Here is a 15,427-nt window from a genome sequence, read left to right as displayed (position 1 = left end):
TCCGGACCGTGTCGGAACGCGGCGGAGTGAGGCGGAAAAGGGGCTACGGGGGGGGAGCGGTCAGCGACAGGCGGCGCTGGAGACCCGCGCCAGGTCGATGTGACGGCGCAGCGTCAGGGCGAGCGGGACCGGGGCGGCGTGGGCGGGGGTCGCTGTCCGGCGGCCGGCCATGGCACTGCTCCCTTCCGCTCGTCGGTGGTGACGTGATGCAGACTGCCACGGACCCGAACCGGCCCACAACTCGCTTCCCATCATGTGGGATCGAGCGTGAACGGAGTATTTCCCGGCCAGGAACCGGGCCGCGAATCCGCATCTTTCAACTGCCGTAATGTGGCAACCACATGCCCGAAGCCCCTCACGAGCGGAGAGTGAACCGACATGACCGAGGCCGCGGCAGCGCGTGCTCCCGGTGGCGCGCAGGCCGTCCGGCGCGCCCTGGACGTGCTGCACTGCTTCCACGACAACGGCCCCGACCTCAGCGCCTCCGACCTCGCCCGCCGCCTCGGACTCTCCGCCTCCACGGCGCACCGCCTGGCCCGCACCCTGCTCGGCGCCGGCTTCCTGGAGCAGGACGCCCGCACCTCCCGCTACCGGCTGGGCCCCGCCGTCACCGAGCTGGGCAGGCTCTCGTACCACCAGCGGGGCCTGCATCTGGCCGCCCCCGAACTGACCGATCTCGCCGAACGCACCGGCGCCACGGCCGACCTGGCACTGCGCAGCGGCCCCCATGCGGTGATCGTGGCGGGCGGTTCGGTGACGCCGAAGGTGGGGCTGCGCCGGCCGCTGCACTCCACCGCGCTGGGCAAGGTCCTGCTGGCCTGGGCCCGGCCGGGCGAGGGCGGGCCGTCCTCGCTGCCCCCGCTGCCCGCGTTCACCGACCGGACGATCGTCGAACCGGCGGCCCTGGAGGCCGAGTTGGCGAAGGTGCGGTCCGACTCCTACGCGCTCAACGACGGCGAGTCGGCGCACGGGGTGCGGACCCTGGCGGTCCCGGTCCTGGACGGCGCCGGTCATGCCCGCTTCGCCCTGGCGGTCCGGGCCACCCCGTCCGTGATCACGGACGCGCGCACCGACTGGTTCCTGGCGCAGGCCCGTTCCTGCGCGCGGGCCCTGGAAGTCCTGCTGCTCTCCCCGGCCGAGCGCCGTCCGCCGAGGCCCTGAGCAGCCCGGTCTGTCGGTGCCGCGTGGCACGATAGGAATCGTCCGGGCCAGGTGCCGGGCAGGACGGCAGCCGGGCTGCGCGGACAGAGGGACGTAGATGACACAGGCCGGAGCGACGGAGGACGGGGCGCCCACCGGAAGGGCCGCCCGTGAGCTGCTGACGGAGGCCGAGCGGCTGCTGGAGACGGCACGCGTCGTGCTGGCCGATCACACCAGCGCCGTCGATGCCGTGCACTCCACGCTGATGCCGTTGCTCGACTCGCTCGTCCGCCGGGAGCTCGCCACGATCCCGGCCTCCAGGCTCAAGGACGTCACCGAGGGCAGGCTGCGGATCGGCGCGGTCGAGCAGGCCGGTCTCACCACCGTCGGCCAGGTCCACGAGACCAGTCGCTACGAGCTGCGCCAGATCCCCGGGGTCGGTGCGCAGACCGCCGACCAGGTGCTGGCCGCGGCCGGGCAGATCGCCCACGCGGTGCGGGACACGGTCGCGGTCCGGATAGACGTGGACGCGCCGGACGACGCCACGACCGCGTTGGTCGTCGCACTGCACCGACTGGTCGAGGCCGGTCCCGACGTGCGGCGGGCGGTGGCCGCGGCGGGCCGGCTCGTCGGGCGGCTCGAACCCCTGCTGGCCGCCGCGGGACCGGCGCGGGGGCGGCTGCGCATGGTGTTCACCCGGCGCCAGGCCCGCTCCCGGGCGCTGGAGGCGGTCGCCGAGGTGCGGGCCGTCGTCGCCGAGGCCGACGAGCGCGAGCTGCCCCTGCTGTTCGGGCAGGTCTCGGTCGATCTGCTGCGGGGCGCGGAGTCGGACATCGCGGCCTGGGTGGACTTCGAGCTGCGGTCCGCCGAGTACTACAGCCTGATCGCCGAGATGTCCGGCACCGGAGCGGCCCGGGACGCGGCCGAGGGGTTCCTGCCGTCCGAGATGGCGGACCGGGTGCGCGGTCTGCGGCTGGACGACGCCCATCTGCGGGTCTCGCTGCGCGGCTACCAGTCGTTCGGCGCCCGGTTCGCGCTCGCGCAGAAGCGGGTGATCCTCGGTGACGAGATGGGGCTCGGCAAGACCGTGCAGGCCATCGCCGCGCTCGCACACCTCTCGGCGCGGGGCGAGACGCACTTCCTGGTGGTCTGCCCGGCGAGCGTGCTGATCAACTGGGCGCGCGAGATCCGGGCCCGTTCCACCCTGCGCACCTTGCCGGTGCACGGCCCCGAGCGGCAGTCCGCCTTCGACGAATGGCGTCGCGGCGGCGGGGTCGCCCTCACCACGTTCGACGCCCTGCACACCCTGCCGGCCGCCGCGAACTGCGGCACCCGGCCCGGCATGCTGGTGGTCGACGAGGCCCATTACGTCAAGAACCCCGCCACCCGCCGGTCCCAGGCGGTGTCCGGCTGGACGCAGCACACCGAACGGGTGCTGTTCCTGACCGGCACGCCCATGGAGAACCGCGTCGAGGAGTTCCGCAGCCTGGTCCGTCACCTCCAGCCGGAGCTGGCCCCCTCGATACGCACCACCCATGGGGCCGCCGGTTCGCTCGTCTTCCGAAGGGCAGTCGCCCCGGCCTATCTGCGGCGCAACCAGGTGGACGTGCTCACCGAACTCCCGGCGCTGGTGCAGGTCGACGAGTGGGAGGAGTTCAGCCCGGAGGACCTCGACGCCTACCGCGAGGCGGTGGGTGCCGGGCATTTCATGCGGATGCGCCGGGCGGCGTACGCCCGGCCCGCCACGTCCGCGAAGCTGAACCGGCTGCGCGAGCTGGTGACCGAGGCCGCGGACAGCGGCCTGAAGGTCGTGGTGTTCTCCTACTTCCGTGAAGTGCTCCAGACGGTCGGACAGGCCCTGGACTCACCGGTTTTCGGCCCGCTGTCGGGGAGCCTCGCGGCCGCCCGCCGCCAGCGGCTGATCGACGATTTCGGTGCCGTGGACGGCCATGCCGTTCTGCTGAGCCAGATCCAGGCGGGCGGTGTCGGGCTCAACATGCAGTCGGCCTCGGTCGTCATCATCTGCGAGCCGCAGATCAAACCGACGATGGAGCACCAGGCGGTGGCCCGCGCCCACCGGATGGGGCAGATACGGACCGTTCAGGTGCACCGGCTCCTCGCGGCCGACAGCGTCGACGAACGGATGCTGGACATCCTGGCCCGCAAGGAGCGGCTGTTCGACCTGTACGCGCGGCGCAGCGACGTCGCCGAGACGACGCCGGACGCGGTGGACGTGTCGGACGGGTCGCTGGCCCGGCGCATCGTCGAGGAGGAACAGCTGCGGCTGGCGACCGGAGCGGACGCCGCGGCCCTGGAGGTGCCGGAGGGCTGACGCCGTCGGGGGCGGGTGCGCGCCCCGACGGCGTCCCGGCACCGCGGGCCCGCCGTGTCAGGAGCCGTGTGCCGCCGGACCGTGCGCGGCGGTGCCCTTCGCCGATCCCTTCGCCGATTCCTTCGCCGCGCCCTCGGATGCCGTGCCGTGGGCCGCCATGTGGTGCGGTTCGTACCCCGGCACGGTGCCGTCCGGCTTGGCGACCAGCAGCAGTCCGGCCATGCCCATGTCGGAGTGGCTCTGCACATGGCAGTGGTACATCCAGGCACCCGCGCCAACGTGTTCGCCCGCGACGACCTGGAAGCCGAAGGAGTCCGCCGGGCCGACGATCTTCGTGTCGATGACCCGGCTCGGATCGTCGGGGCCGGTGAGCAGCCCGGTCCGGTTGTCCGCCCAGCGGTGACCGTGGATGTGGAACGTGTGGTAGTACTCGCCGTGCGTGATCATGACGACTTCGAGCCGGTCCCCCACCGTGGCCTCGAAGTTCGGGCTCTCGTGGGCCGGTCTGTTGTTGATCGTCATGTCGTTGAAGACGATCGTGATCGTCTTGTCCGGCAGGATATCGCCCTTGCGCCGGACGATCAGCGGACCGTAGAGGCCCTTGCGGATGCCGCCGGTGCCGTGATCGGTGCCGACGACATGGTCGTGGTAGTGCCAGTAGCCCGCGCTGCCCGGCTGCCAGGTGCCGTCCTTGCGCCGGCCGGGGGCATGGGTGCGCCAGGTGTAGGTACGGGTGGCGCCGGGTTCGACGATGCTCTTGTTCATCCGGGTGCCGTCGCTCGCGATGTCGTAGTCGACGCCGTGCGCGTGGAGGCTGGCCGCCACATCCGTCGTGTTCTCGAACTCGATGTGCAGGGTGTCGCCCTCGTTGATCTCGATGAGGGGGCCCGGGACCGATGCCTTGCCCTTCTCCAGGCCGTATCCGAGCTGACCGTCCGCCAGTTTCTCGGCGTACAGCTTGAGATGACGGACCACGCCGCCCGCCGGGGCGGTCTTCACCGCGGGTTCCGCCGAGCTGGCCTCGATCGCACCGAGGGACAACGATGTCAGACCGGTCGTGGCCGCCACTCCGCCGCCGACCAGCAGCCGCCGGTTGAAGCTCCTTCTGTCCATGCCGAACTCCCCACCGATCCAAGGAATTGGAGCGCCGACCCGCCCCGGACGGGCCACACCGTAGCCGGAGGACTGCCGTTTATCCACAGTCAGGACAAAGTTCGTGCGATTGCTGCCATAGCTATTGGCGGACCACGAAAAGAGGTCTAGCTTCATGCGCTGTTGCAGTGACCAAAGAGGGGTGGGTGACCACATGCAGCGCGCACCACATCGCAGGTCCGGATCGCGACGCGGACTCGCGGCGGGCCTCGCGGCCGGCGCACTGACCGCTTCCCTGCTCGGCGCCAACGCGGCCGAGGCCAGGCCCTATCCGGAGCCGCCCGGCTCCCTGGCGACAACGTTGTCCCTGCCGTCGCCGCCGGGCGGCGCCGACGTCAAGGTACTGGTGTTCCACGCCTCGGCCACCGAGGAGTCCCCGACGGTCGACGCCGGGATCGCGGCGATCGAGAGCATCGGCCTCACCGGCCCGGAGTCCGGCCGGTTCAAGACCGTCGCCACCGACGACCCGGCCGTCTTCACCAACGGCAAGAGGCTCGGCAAGTTCAACGCCGTGGTCTTCCTGACCGGCGGCGGCGACGTCCTGGACCCGGAGCAGGAGGCCGGCCTGGAGGCGTACATGGAGGCGGGCGGCGGCTTCCTCGGCATCCATGACGCCGCGCGCACCGAGCCGTACTCGGACTGGTTCACCGGCCTGGTCGGCGCCCGCCCGGCCGCCGGCAGCCCGACCGCCGTACAGCGTGCGACGGTCGAGATCGGTGACCGGCAGCATCCGGCGACCAAGGGCCTCCCGCTGGAGTGGAAGCGCCCCGACAAGTGGCTGAACTGGACGAAGAACCCGTCCGGCGATGTGCACACCGTGGCCAGGGTCCGCGAGATCACCTACAAGCCCGGCGCGAGTGCCAACGGCTGGGACCACCCGGTCTCCTGGTGCCGCGACTACGACGGCGGGCGGTCCTTCTACACCGCGATGGGCGGTACGGCCGACAGCTTCGCGGAGACCGACTTCCGCGACCATCTGCGCGGCGCGCTGGACTGGACGACCCGGATCTCGCAATCCGACTGCAAGGCGACGATCGACTCCAACTACAAGGCCGAGCGCGTCACCCAGTCCAATCAGCCGGGGCAGAACGACCAGATCGGCGAGCCGCACGGGGTGGTCGTCGCCCCCGACGGGCGCGTGCTGTACATCGGGCGCGGCGGCGCCGACAGCAGCAGGCCGGTCGTCACCGACTGGAACGACCCGGACATCGGCAAGGGTCTGGGGCAGATCCACGTCTACGACCCGAAGACCAAGAAAGTCACCCTCGCCGGTGAGTTGACGATCTTCGGCAACAAGGGCGGCGGCGACGAGCTGGTCAAGGTCGAGGAGGGGCTGCTCGGCATCGAGCTGGACCCGGACTTCGAGAAGAACGGCTGGGTGTATCTGCACTACACCCCGCACTCGAAGCTGGACCGCGACAAGCAGATGGCGGTGCGCCAGGTCTCCCGGTTCACCATGGACCTGTCCACCAACAAGCTGGACCTGTCCTCGGAGAAGGTGCTGCTGCACTGGCCCGTACAGGTGCACAGCTGCTGCCACGCGGGCGGCGGGATGGCCTGGGACTCCAAGGGCAACCTGTACATCGCGACCGGTGACAACAACTCCTCCGGCTTCAGCGACGGTTACTCCGGGAACAACCCGCAGCCGAACTACAAGGGCGTCTCGTTCGCCGACGCCCGCCGCACCGCGGGCAACACGAACAACCTCAACGGGAAGATCCTGCGGATCCACCCGGAGGACGACGGCACCTACACGCTGCCCGAGGGCAACCTCTTCACCGGCAAGGAGCCCGACGAGGGCGGTGGCAGGACGCGGGGCGAGATCTATGTGATGGGTGTACGCAACCCGGCCCGGATCTCCATCGACAAGTCGACCGACACGCTGTACGCGGGCTGGGTCGGCCCCGACGCGGGCTCGCCCTCCACCACCTGGGGCCCGGCCAAGTACGACACGTTCGCCGCGATCACGAAGGCGGGCAACCACGGCTGGCCGTACTGCATGGGCAACAAGCAGCCCTACCGGGACCGCAATCTGCCCGACCCCGCCAAGCCGCTCGGCTGGTACGACTGCGACCATCCCCAGAACGAGTCGCCGAACAACGACGGCCTGGTGAACCTGCCGCCGGTCACCTCCAACACCATCTGGTACTCGCCGCAGGGCGGTGGCGTGGACTACCCGCGTGACGCCGACGGCATCCCGAGCTACAAGGTCGAGGACCAGAAGCAGCTGCTGCCGTGGCTCAAGGGCGGCGGCCAGGCCACGATGAACGGCCCGGTCTACCGGTACGACGCGGCGAGCACCAGCGCCGACAAGTGGCCCTCCTACTGGGACGGCAAGTGGTTCGTCGGTGACTTCTACGACGACACCCAGCCCCGGCACGCCGTGCTCACCGACCCGAAGACGGTCGGCAGGGGCGGCCTGCCCACCCACGCCGAGTCGCTGCGGAAGATCATCCCGGTCGGGGCGGACGGCATCCGGAACCTGATGGACTGGAAGTTCGCCCCGGACGGTTCGCTGTATGTCCTGGACTACGGGCGCGGCTTCTTCACCTCCGACTCCAAGTCCGCGCTGTGGCGCGTGACGTACAAGGGCGGCGGTCCGACCCCGGCCGCCGAGGATCTGGCCAGGAAGGCGGCAGTGCAGTGAGACATCGTCCGGTCCTCTCCCGAAGGCGGTACCGCCCCGCCAGGCTGTGGCTCGCGTTGCTGGGTTCTTTCCTGATGGTGCTGGGGCTGACCTCGACGGCGGCGTACGGCCGTGCGGCGGCTCCCGGGGAAGCGGATGCGGCGGCCGAGCAGGTTCTCACCTGGACCGCGGGCGACCCCATCGACCACTATCTGTCCGCCCCCAAGACCGCGGTGGCCGGCAAGGCGACCATCGTCTTCGAGAACAGCGCGGCGACCGGCAACACCACCGGGATGCCGCACACCCTCACGTTCAGCGTCTCGGACCCGGAGTTCAACAACGACGTCACGCTGAACATCCTGGCCAACCCGGGCGACGACCAGGGCGGCAAGCACACCGCCGAGGTCACGCTCACCCCCGGCCGGTACTTCTACCACTGCACCATGCCGGGGCACGAGGCGATGCAGGGCATTCTCACCGTGACCGACGGCGGTGGCGGCGAGGACACCACGGCGCCCGACACGTCGGCGAAGGTGGACGGTGACAAGAACGCCGACGGCGCGTACATCGGTCAGGCGACGGTCACCGTCTCGGCGGCCGACGACGGCTCCGGCGTCGACACCGTCGAGTACGCGGTCGGGGCGGACGGCGCCTGGCAGCCGTACACCGCACCGGTCGTGGTCGACGAGGTCGGTCCGCACACCATCCGCTACCGGGCCACCGACAAGGCGGGCAACGCGGCGGCGGAGAAAACGGTCGAATTCGCGGTCGCCGCACCGCCGACGGACGACAAGACCCCGCCGGAGACCTCCGCGACCGTGTCCGGCGAGAAGGACGACCAGGGTCAGTACCTGGGCATGGCGACGGTCACCGTGACCGCCTCCGACACCGGGTCCGGCGTCAACACCATCGAGTACGCACTCGGGGCGGACGGCGCCTGGCAGCCGTACACCGCGCCCGTGATGGTGCACGAGACCGGTACGCACACGGTCCGCTACCGCGCCACCGACAAGGCCGGCAACGCGGCGGCGGAGAAAACGGCCGAGTTCACCGTGGTCGCACCGCCGACGCAGGACAAGACCCCGCCGGAGACCTCCGCGAAGGTCGAGGGCACCAAGAACTCCGACAACGCCTACCTCACCAGCGCCAAGGTGACCCTCACCGCGACCGACGCGGAATCGGGCGTGGACAAGGTCGAGTACTCGCTCGACGGCGGCCCGTACCTCGCGTACACCGCCACCGTCATCGTCGACCGGGTCGGCTACCACACCGTCGCCCACCGGGCGACGGACAAAGCCGGCAACACCTCCGCGGCGAAACAGGTGTCGTTCACCGTCGCGCAGAGCGGGGGCGTGCCGGCGCCGAACTGCCCGGAGTTCGACGAGCGGCTCACCGTCATCGTCGGCACGGTCGACACCGGTGTCCCCAACCGCATCACGGGCAACCGCTGCACCATCAATGAACTGATCGAGGACGAGAAGGACTGGTCCGCGCACGCGCTGTTCCTCAAGCACGTGGACGGTGTCCTGGACAAGCTGCTCACCGCGGGTGTGATCGACGCCCGTGAGCACAAGAAGATCTACCGGGCGGCCAAGCAGTCGGGCATCGGCGAGCCGGGCCAGGACGAGGGCTACCGGAAGCTCTTCGACGGCACGGCCGAATCGCTGGCCAAGTGGCAGCAGGTCGGCGGCGGGAAGTTCGGGCTCAACGCGGACGGCTCGATCACCAGCTCCACGACCGTGGACGGCATGGGGATGCTCTGGTTCCCGGGCCGGCAGTACGGCGACTTCTCGCTCAAGCTCCAGTGGCGCGACGACGCCCCCGGTGCGGGCAACGCCAACGGAGGTGTCTTCGTCCGCTTCCCGAACGTCCACGACAACCCGGAGGAGCCCCGCCCGGAGTGGGTCGCCATCAAGTACGGCCATGAGGTGCAGATCCTCGACAAGCCGGACGGCGACATGTACAAGACCGGCTCGCTCTACGGCTTCGACCGGATCGGTCTGGCCGGCGCCGGCGTCACCCCCAAGGGCACCTGGAACGACTACGAGATCCGGGTGGTGGACCAGCACTACTCGGTCTACCGCAACGGTGTCCTGCTGAACGAGTTCGACAACGACCGCGGCCAGGTCTTCGAGCCGCCGCGGGGCGACGACCCGGGCACCGACGGCAGGCGGTACTCGTCCGGCTACATCGGACTCCAGGTCCACAGCACCTCGGACGTCATCTCGTACCGCGACATCCGTATCAAGGAGCTGTAGCCCGGGACCGGTTCAGGTGGCCGTGGCCGCGTGCTGAGGCATGTGGTCACGGCCTCCCGGGTGCCGGTGGCGCCACACCCAGAAGACCGTGCAGGAGACCACCGCCCAGGCGCCCAGCACCAGATACGGGAAGAGCCGCTGGTGGCCCTGGTAGTACACCGCGGTGTGCTGGGCGTTGACGGACGCCCCCGGCGGCAGCCAGCGTCCGATGTGCCCGAGCACGGACGGCAGGAGCGGCCAGGAAACCGCCCCGCCGGACGACGGGTTCCCCAGGAGCACCATCACCCCCCAGGTCGGGATCATCGCCCAGCGCCCCATCAGGGTGTTGAACATGGAAAAGACCATGCCCGAGGTGAACATCGTGAACGCCAGGATCATCCAGGACTCGAAGAACGGCAGGTCCACCGCGCCCAGCCACCAGTCCACCACCGCGGCGATGGCGAAGCCGCCGAGCAGCGAGTAGCCGATGGTGAAGGCGATCCGTTCCAGCGGGATCAGGGCGCGGGCGTGCACGCTCAGCTGGATCGCGCCGACGAAGCCGATGATGACGGCGGCGAGCGAGATGTAGAACAGGGCGAGACCGCGCGGATCGCCGCGTTGCAGGGGCTTGATGTCCCGCACGGCGACCGGTTCCCCGGTCTCGGCCCCCACCTTCACCGCGGACTCCGCGAGCAGCTGGGCGACCGCGGCGCCGGAGGCGCTCGCCACGTCCAGCGAGACACCGCGGTCACCGGCCCGCATGATCGCGAAGACCTCCTGTTCCTCCAGTGCTTCGTGTGCCCGCGCCCGGGTCGCGAACACATGGATGTCGAGCGAGGCGTCGAGCGCCTTGTCCATGGCGGCGACGAACTCCTTCCCGCCCACCGGCGCCGGCCGGCTGACCACGGCGACCGGGATCCGGTGCGGGGTCGGGTTGGCCATCGCGTAGGTGTAGGAACCGGCGAAGAGCCCGGCGGCGGCCGCGAGGATGAACAGCAGGACGGTCGCGGGGAAGTACGGCGAGTCCTTGTAGGCGGCCCATTTCTGGCTCCGGGTGAGCGGTCTGCCGTGCGCCCCGTGCGGTGCGGCGGGCTCCGGGTCGTCGGTCGCGCTCATCCCTCGGTGCCCTCGTCGTGCCGGGCCCGGCTCGGCTGGACGCGTTTCGGCTCGCCCGGCATCTTGGGGTACTCCGGCGGGTACGGCATGTCGCCGAGTCCGCGTTCCCGCTCGTCCCGGTCCGCCAGCTCCAGCAGGCCGTCGAGCCGGAAGGCGTGGTCGTCCATGTCCGCGTGCACATCGCCCACTTCGGCGTAGCGCTTCGGCATGGTCCTGATGTCGAAGTCGCGCGGTTCGGCGTCGTCGATCTCCTCCCAGCGCAGTGGTGCGGAGACGGGGGCCCAGGCGCGCGGGCGCACGGAGTAGGCGGAGGCGATCGTGCGGTCGCGGGCCGTCTGGTTGAAGTCGACGAAGATCCGCTCGCCGCGCTCCTCCTTCCACCAGGCCGTGGTCACCCGGTCCGGCATGCGGCGTTCCAGTTCCCGCCCGGCGGCGATGGTGGCCCGTCTGACCTCGGTGAACGTCCACTCCGGTGCGATCGGGACGAAGACGTGGATGCCTCGGCCGCCGGAGGTCTTGGGCCAGCCGCGCAGCCCGTGGCCGTCGAGCACGGACCGCAGCTCGTGGGCGGCGCGCACCGCGTCGGCGTAGTCCGTGCCGGGCTGCGGGTCGAGGTCGATGCGCAGTTCGTCCGGGTGGTCGGTGTCGGCGCTGCGGACCGGCCAGGGGTGGAAGGTGAGCGTGCCGAGGTTGGCCGCCCAGATGACGGCGGCGAGCCCGGTGGGGCAGATCTCGTCGGCGGGCCGGCCGCTCGGGAAGGCGATCCTGGCCGTGGGGATCCAGTCGGGCAGGTTCTTCGGGGCCCGCTTCTGGTAGAAGAACTCGCCCTCGACGCCGTCCACGAAGCGCTGGAGGGTGGTGGGCCGGTCGCGCAGCGCCCGGGTGATGCCGGGCCCCACGGCCAGGAAGTACTCGGCCACGTCCCTCTTGGTGTAGCCCTTCTCCGGGAAGTAGACCTTGTCCGGACTGGAGAGCCGTACGGCCCGTCCGCCGGCTTCGAGTTCCACTGCTTTCACCGCTGCGCCCATGTCGGTCACGGTAGGCCGGGCTCACATATGGCGCATATCGGGAGACTTGTGTCAGGTGTTGCGTGAGAATCGGGCCATGGATCTGCCGGTGATGCCTCCCGTGAAGCCGATGCTCGCCAAGTCCGTGTCCAGGATCCCGCCGGGCATGCAGTACGAGGCCAAGTGGGACGGCTTCCGCGCGATCGTGCACCGGGACGGCGAGGAGGTGGTGATCGGCAGCCGCACCGGCAAGCCGCTCACCCGCTACTTCCCCGAACTGGTCACCGCCGTCCGGGACAGTCTGCCGCCGCGCTGTGTGATCGACGGCGAGATCGTGATCGTGTACGAGGGGCGGCTCGACTTCGACCGGCTCAGCGAGCGCATCCACCCCGCCGATTCGCGGGTGCGGCTGCTCGCCGAGCAGACCCCGGCCAGTCTGATCGCCTTCGACATCCTGGCGGTGGGCGACGATTCACTGCTCTCCACCCGGCAGTCCGACCGCCGCGCCGTGCTGGAGGCTGCCCTGTCCGACGCCTCGGCCCCCGTCCACCTCGCCCCGGCGACCACGGACCCGGCACTCGCCCAGGAGTGGTTCGAGCGGTACGAGGGCGCGGGGCTCGACGGTGTGGTGGCCAAACCGCTCGATCTGCCGTACCGCCCCGACACCCGGGTGATGTACAAGATCAAGCACGAGCGGACCGCGGACTGCGTGGTGGCGGGGTACCGCCTCCACCGGAGCGGTCCGGTCGTCGGCTCGCTGCTGCTCGGCCTGTACGACTCCGCGGGCGTGCTCCAGCACGTCGGCGTCTGCGCGGCCTTCTCGATGAAGCGCCGGGAGGAGCTGGTCGCGGAGCTGGAACCGCTGCGCGTCGGCTTCGCCGGTCACCCGTGGGCGGCCTGGGCCGATGCCGAGGCCCACGAGCGGGCCCGGCTGCCCGGGACGCAGAGCCGCTGGTCGGGGAAGAAGGACCAGTCATGGGTGGCGCTGCGCCCGGAGCGGGTCTGCGAGGTGGCGTACGACCACATGGAGGGCGACCGTTTCCGGCACACCGCCCAGTTCCGTCGCTGGCGGCCGGACCGCACCCCGGCCGGCTGCACCTACGCGCAGCTGGAGGAGGTGGTGCGGTACGACCTGGCCCAGGTGCTGTCGGCCGGCGGACGCTGAGAGCCCGTCGGGTGGCCTTCGGCCGCCCGGTCGGGGGTCACCCGGCAGACTCCGGGCCCGGCGGCGTGGCGCACGGGTCCTCGGTGGTGCTCGGGTCGGGGTCCGGGGACTCGGTGGTGCCGGCCGTCCCGGTCGGGTCCGGTGACGGTGACGGTGATTCGGTGGGGCAGCCGGGGCCCGGCTCGGTCGTGCCGGGGTCGGGGCTCGTGCCGGGGTCCGGGGTGGCCGGTCCGCTGTCGGTGGGATCGGGTGATCCGGTGCCCGGGTCGGCGGGGTCCGGGGAGAGGGTGGGGTCCGGGGAGCCGGTCGGTGATCCGGAGGGCTTCGGGGTGGTGGACGGCGAGGGCTGGTGCGAGCCGCCGGGCTGCGGGCCCACCACGATGCCGCCGTCCGGGGCGCCGGGGCCGCCGACGGGGTGCTTCGGCTTGTTCGGTCCGCCCGCGCCGGGGCTCCTGGGCACGGTGCCCTTGCCGTCGGCCACCGGGTGGATGCCCTTGCGGTAGAACTCCAGCCAGGACAGCACGGTGCGCAGATAGGTGTCCGAGTGGTTGTAGCTGAGGATCGCCCGGTCCAGATCGGCCTTCACCGACAGATCGCGCGGTCCGGCGCAGAGGTAGTGTCCGGCGGCCAGTGCGGCGTCGTGGATGTTGTTGGGGTCGCGGCGCCCGTCACCGTTCCCGTCCTGGCCCCAGTGGGCCCAGGTCGACGGGATGAACTGCATCGGGCCGACCGCCCGGTCGTAGCGCCGGTCGCCGTCGTACGCGCCGCCGTCGGTGTCCGGGATGTTCGCGAATCCCGCGCCGTTGAGCACCGGTCCCAGAATCGGTGAGAGCGTCGTGCCGTTGGCGTCGACCCGGCCTCCGCCCGCCTGGCCGGACTCGACCTTGCCGATCGCCGCGAGTAACTGCCACGGCAGCCGGCAGCCGGGGTCGGTCCGCCCGAGTGTGCGCTCCGCCTTGCGGTAGGCGGCGAGCACCGTGGCCGGGATGCCCGCCTCGGACCAGGACCGGGCGGCGGCCGGACTCTGCTTCTTGCCGGCCTTCGGTGGCTCCGGCGACTGCAGCGGCGGCAGTTCGGTGTGGTACGAGTCGTCGTTGGGTACGTGCGACCACTTGACCTCGTCGGTCTCCGGGCGCTCCTTCGGCGGCGCTTCGTGGGCGACGATTCCCGGTGCCTGGGACGCGGTGAGCGCGGCCATCGCGGCGACCGCGACCGCCGTGCCGCCGAGTCCGCGGCGCGTCGTGCCGGTGAACCTCATGCGTGCTCCCCTCTCCCCCCGGGTCACCGGGTGAACGTATCGATGGCGGAGATCCGCCAGGTGCCGCCGCGGCGAACGGCGTCCACGGCGAACATGGCCGCCGCGTAGGTCGTCTCGTCCGACTTACCGGTACGGGTGTTGCTCTGGTCGGCGAAGATCAGCAGCCGGGCCCGGTCGCCGTCCAGGAGTTCCACACCGCTGTCGGTGACGGTGGTGGTCAGCACGAGCTTCTGCTTCTGCCCCTGCGCCCGGACCTGGGCGAGCATGTCCTTGTGCTGCTGCACCGCCTTGCCGACCAGATGCGTACCGGCCGCCTGTTCGGACTTCTCGGGCGAGGCGTAGTCGTACGAGAAGACCGCGCCGACGGCGTCGGCGATCCGGCCCTTCACCTCACTGGTGCGGCTGATGTCGGTGAGCGCGGTGTTCTGCCGGGACGGGTCGTCGCGCAGGCTGCCGGCCGAGGCGAACGCCCAGGCGGAGAAGGCGCCGAGGAGCACGGTGAGGGCGCAGAGCACGGCGGGCAGCCGGACCCGGAGACGGGAGGGCCGTTCGCCCTTCGGTTCCTTCTTCTCCGGGGACGCTGCCGGACCGGCCCCGTCCCCGGCCTCGTCCTGCGCGGCCTCGTCGTCGGTGCCGGTGTCCTTCGCGGACGGGTCCAGCGCCGGTCCGTCGAGTGCGGTGTCCGGGGTCGCGGTCCCGCGGGCCGGGGCGGCGGCGCGCTCCGCGGCGACGGTGGCCAGGCGGCGCTGACGGTTGACGAGGTGACGGGTCGTCGACATGTCCGGTGGTCCTCTCGGTGGCGGGGTGGGAGTCGGTGGCGTCGGAGGCGGTCGGGTGACCTCGGACCGGGATGCGGACGCGGTCCGGCGAGCGCCTCTCAGCCGGCCGTGTTGCCGACGGGCGCCTGGCCGAGGGCGCTGAGCTTCCACCCCTCGGAGGTACGGCTGAGCCGGCCGAGCATCCGGCTCTCCTTCACCGCGGGCTTGCCCTTCGGCGCGGTCACGGTGACCCGTAGCGCCACCATCACTCCGGCCTTTCCGGCCCGGTCGTCCAGCTCGGTCACTGCCCCGGACAGGATCTGGGCCGTGCTGACCGTCTTCGCCTCCTGGATCTGCTTCACGAACGCGTCCCGCCCGTCGACGAGTTGCTGGTGCAGATCGCCGGTGGTGGAGTCCTCCCAGCTGTCGAGTCCCTTCGCCAGCTTCCGGTGGTCCAGCGTGTTCATGTTCTGCACGGCCTGCTCACCCGCCGCCAGTGCGTCGTCGCGCGCCTGCGCGTACGCCGCCGACTCGTCGTGCGCGGCCTCGTAGCGGGAGACTCCGCCCCAGGCCGCCGCGCCGGCCGCCACGACGGTCAGCCCGACCGCCGCCGCCATCAGCGGGTTCCTCGTGATC

The 15,427-nt window shown here is 71.1% G+C and carries 12 protein-coding genes; 5 read left to right on the top strand and 7 right to left on the bottom strand.

Annotation, left to right across the window (positions count from 1 at the left end; all coding sequences use genetic code 11):
* Positions 1 to 60 precede the first annotated feature (60 nt).
* Positions 61 to 171: a putative leader peptide gene (locus tag ABZ622_RS21275; protein WP_311309001.1), complete on the bottom strand. Its 111-nt coding sequence runs from the start codon at positions 169 to 171 to the stop codon at positions 61 to 63.
* 207 nt (positions 172 to 378) lie between these two features.
* Between ABZ622_RS21275 and ABZ622_RS21270 the strand changes: the two genes are divergently transcribed.
* Positions 379 to 1,161 (top strand): IclR family transcriptional regulator, encoded by a 783-nt coding sequence (locus tag ABZ622_RS21270; RefSeq protein ID WP_360545328.1) that lies wholly within the window; start codon positions 379 to 381, stop codon positions 1,159 to 1,161.
* 97 nt (positions 1,162 to 1,258) lie between these two features.
* Positions 1,259 to 3,472 (top strand): DEAD/DEAH box helicase, encoded by a 2,214-nt coding sequence (locus ABZ622_RS21265; protein WP_360545326.1) that lies wholly within the window; start codon positions 1,259 to 1,261, stop codon positions 3,470 to 3,472.
* 57 nt (positions 3,473 to 3,529) lie between these two features.
* Here the strand turns inward: ABZ622_RS21265 and ABZ622_RS21260 are convergent, their stop codons facing one another.
* Positions 3,530 to 4,585 (bottom strand): multicopper oxidase domain-containing protein, encoded by a 1,056-nt coding sequence (locus ABZ622_RS21260; RefSeq protein ID WP_360545323.1) that lies wholly within the window; start codon positions 4,583 to 4,585, stop codon positions 3,530 to 3,532.
* 193 nt (positions 4,586 to 4,778) lie between these two features.
* On the opposite strand from ABZ622_RS21260, the gene ABZ622_RS21255 reads away from it, so the two are divergent.
* Together ABZ622_RS21255 and ABZ622_RS21250 are read left to right on the top strand one after the other, a co-directional pair.
* Positions 4,779 to 7,271 carry a ThuA domain-containing protein gene (locus ABZ622_RS21255; protein ID WP_360545321.1) on the top strand — a complete coding sequence of 831 codons (2,493 nt, stop codon included), beginning with the start codon at positions 4,779 to 4,781 and terminating at the stop codon, positions 7,269 to 7,271.
* Positions 7,268 to 9,508 (top strand): family 16 glycoside hydrolase, encoded by a 2,241-nt coding sequence (locus ABZ622_RS21250; RefSeq protein ID WP_360545319.1) that lies wholly within the window; start codon positions 7,268 to 7,270, stop codon positions 9,506 to 9,508. The genes ABZ622_RS21255 and ABZ622_RS21250 overlap by 4 nt, the downstream gene beginning before the upstream one ends.
* Before the next feature lie 12 nt (positions 9,509 to 9,520).
* On the opposite strand, the gene ABZ622_RS21245 is transcribed toward ABZ622_RS21250, so the two are convergent.
* Both ABZ622_RS21245 and ligD read right to left on the bottom strand, forming a co-directional pair.
* Positions 9,521 to 10,603, bottom strand: a complete 1,083-nt coding sequence (locus tag ABZ622_RS21245) for an ABC transporter permease (protein ID WP_360545317.1) — start codon at positions 10,601 to 10,603, stop codon at positions 9,521 to 9,523.
* Positions 10,600 to 11,631 carry a non-homologous end-joining DNA ligase gene (gene ligD / locus ABZ622_RS21240; protein ID WP_360545315.1) on the bottom strand — a complete coding sequence of 344 codons (1,032 nt, stop codon included), beginning with the start codon at positions 11,629 to 11,631 and terminating at the stop codon, positions 10,600 to 10,602. The genes ABZ622_RS21245 and ligD overlap by 4 nt, the downstream gene beginning before the upstream one ends.
* A 76-nt stretch (positions 11,632 to 11,707) precedes the next feature.
* Between ligD and ABZ622_RS21235 the strand changes: the two genes are divergently transcribed.
* Positions 11,708 to 12,775 carry an ATP-dependent DNA ligase gene (locus tag ABZ622_RS21235; RefSeq protein ID WP_360545313.1) on the top strand — a complete coding sequence of 356 codons (1,068 nt, stop codon included), beginning with the start codon at positions 11,708 to 11,710 and terminating at the stop codon, positions 12,773 to 12,775.
* A 37-nt stretch (positions 12,776 to 12,812) separates the two neighbouring features.
* Here ABZ622_RS21235 and ABZ622_RS21230 read toward each other — a convergent pair whose 3' ends face one another.
* From ABZ622_RS21230 to ABZ622_RS21220, 3 genes are all read right to left on the bottom strand, one after another.
* Positions 12,813 to 14,033, bottom strand: a complete 1,221-nt coding sequence (locus ABZ622_RS21230; RefSeq protein WP_360545311.1) for a lytic murein transglycosylase — start codon at positions 14,031 to 14,033, stop codon at positions 12,813 to 12,815.
* A 23-nt stretch (positions 14,034 to 14,056) separates the two neighbouring features.
* The gene (locus ABZ622_RS21225) at positions 14,057 to 14,812 is read right to left on the bottom strand and encodes a hypothetical protein (RefSeq protein WP_360545309.1); all 756 of its coding nucleotides are present in this window, start codon (positions 14,810 to 14,812) and stop codon (positions 14,057 to 14,059) included.
* Between the two features lie 98 nt (positions 14,813 to 14,910).
* Positions 14,911 to 15,408, bottom strand: coding sequence for a hypothetical protein (locus ABZ622_RS21220; RefSeq protein ID WP_360545449.1), 498 nt, complete (start codon positions 15,406 to 15,408; stop codon positions 14,911 to 14,913).
* Positions 15,409 to 15,427 lie beyond the last annotated feature (19 nt).

The sequence above is a fragment of the Streptomyces sp. NPDC007164 genome, from assembly GCF_040634135.1.
In the GTDB taxonomy this organism is placed as follows: Bacteria; Actinomycetota; Actinomycetes; order Streptomycetales; family Streptomycetaceae; genus Streptomyces; species Streptomyces sanglieri.
This window is presented reverse-complemented; position numbering and strand designations above follow the sequence as displayed.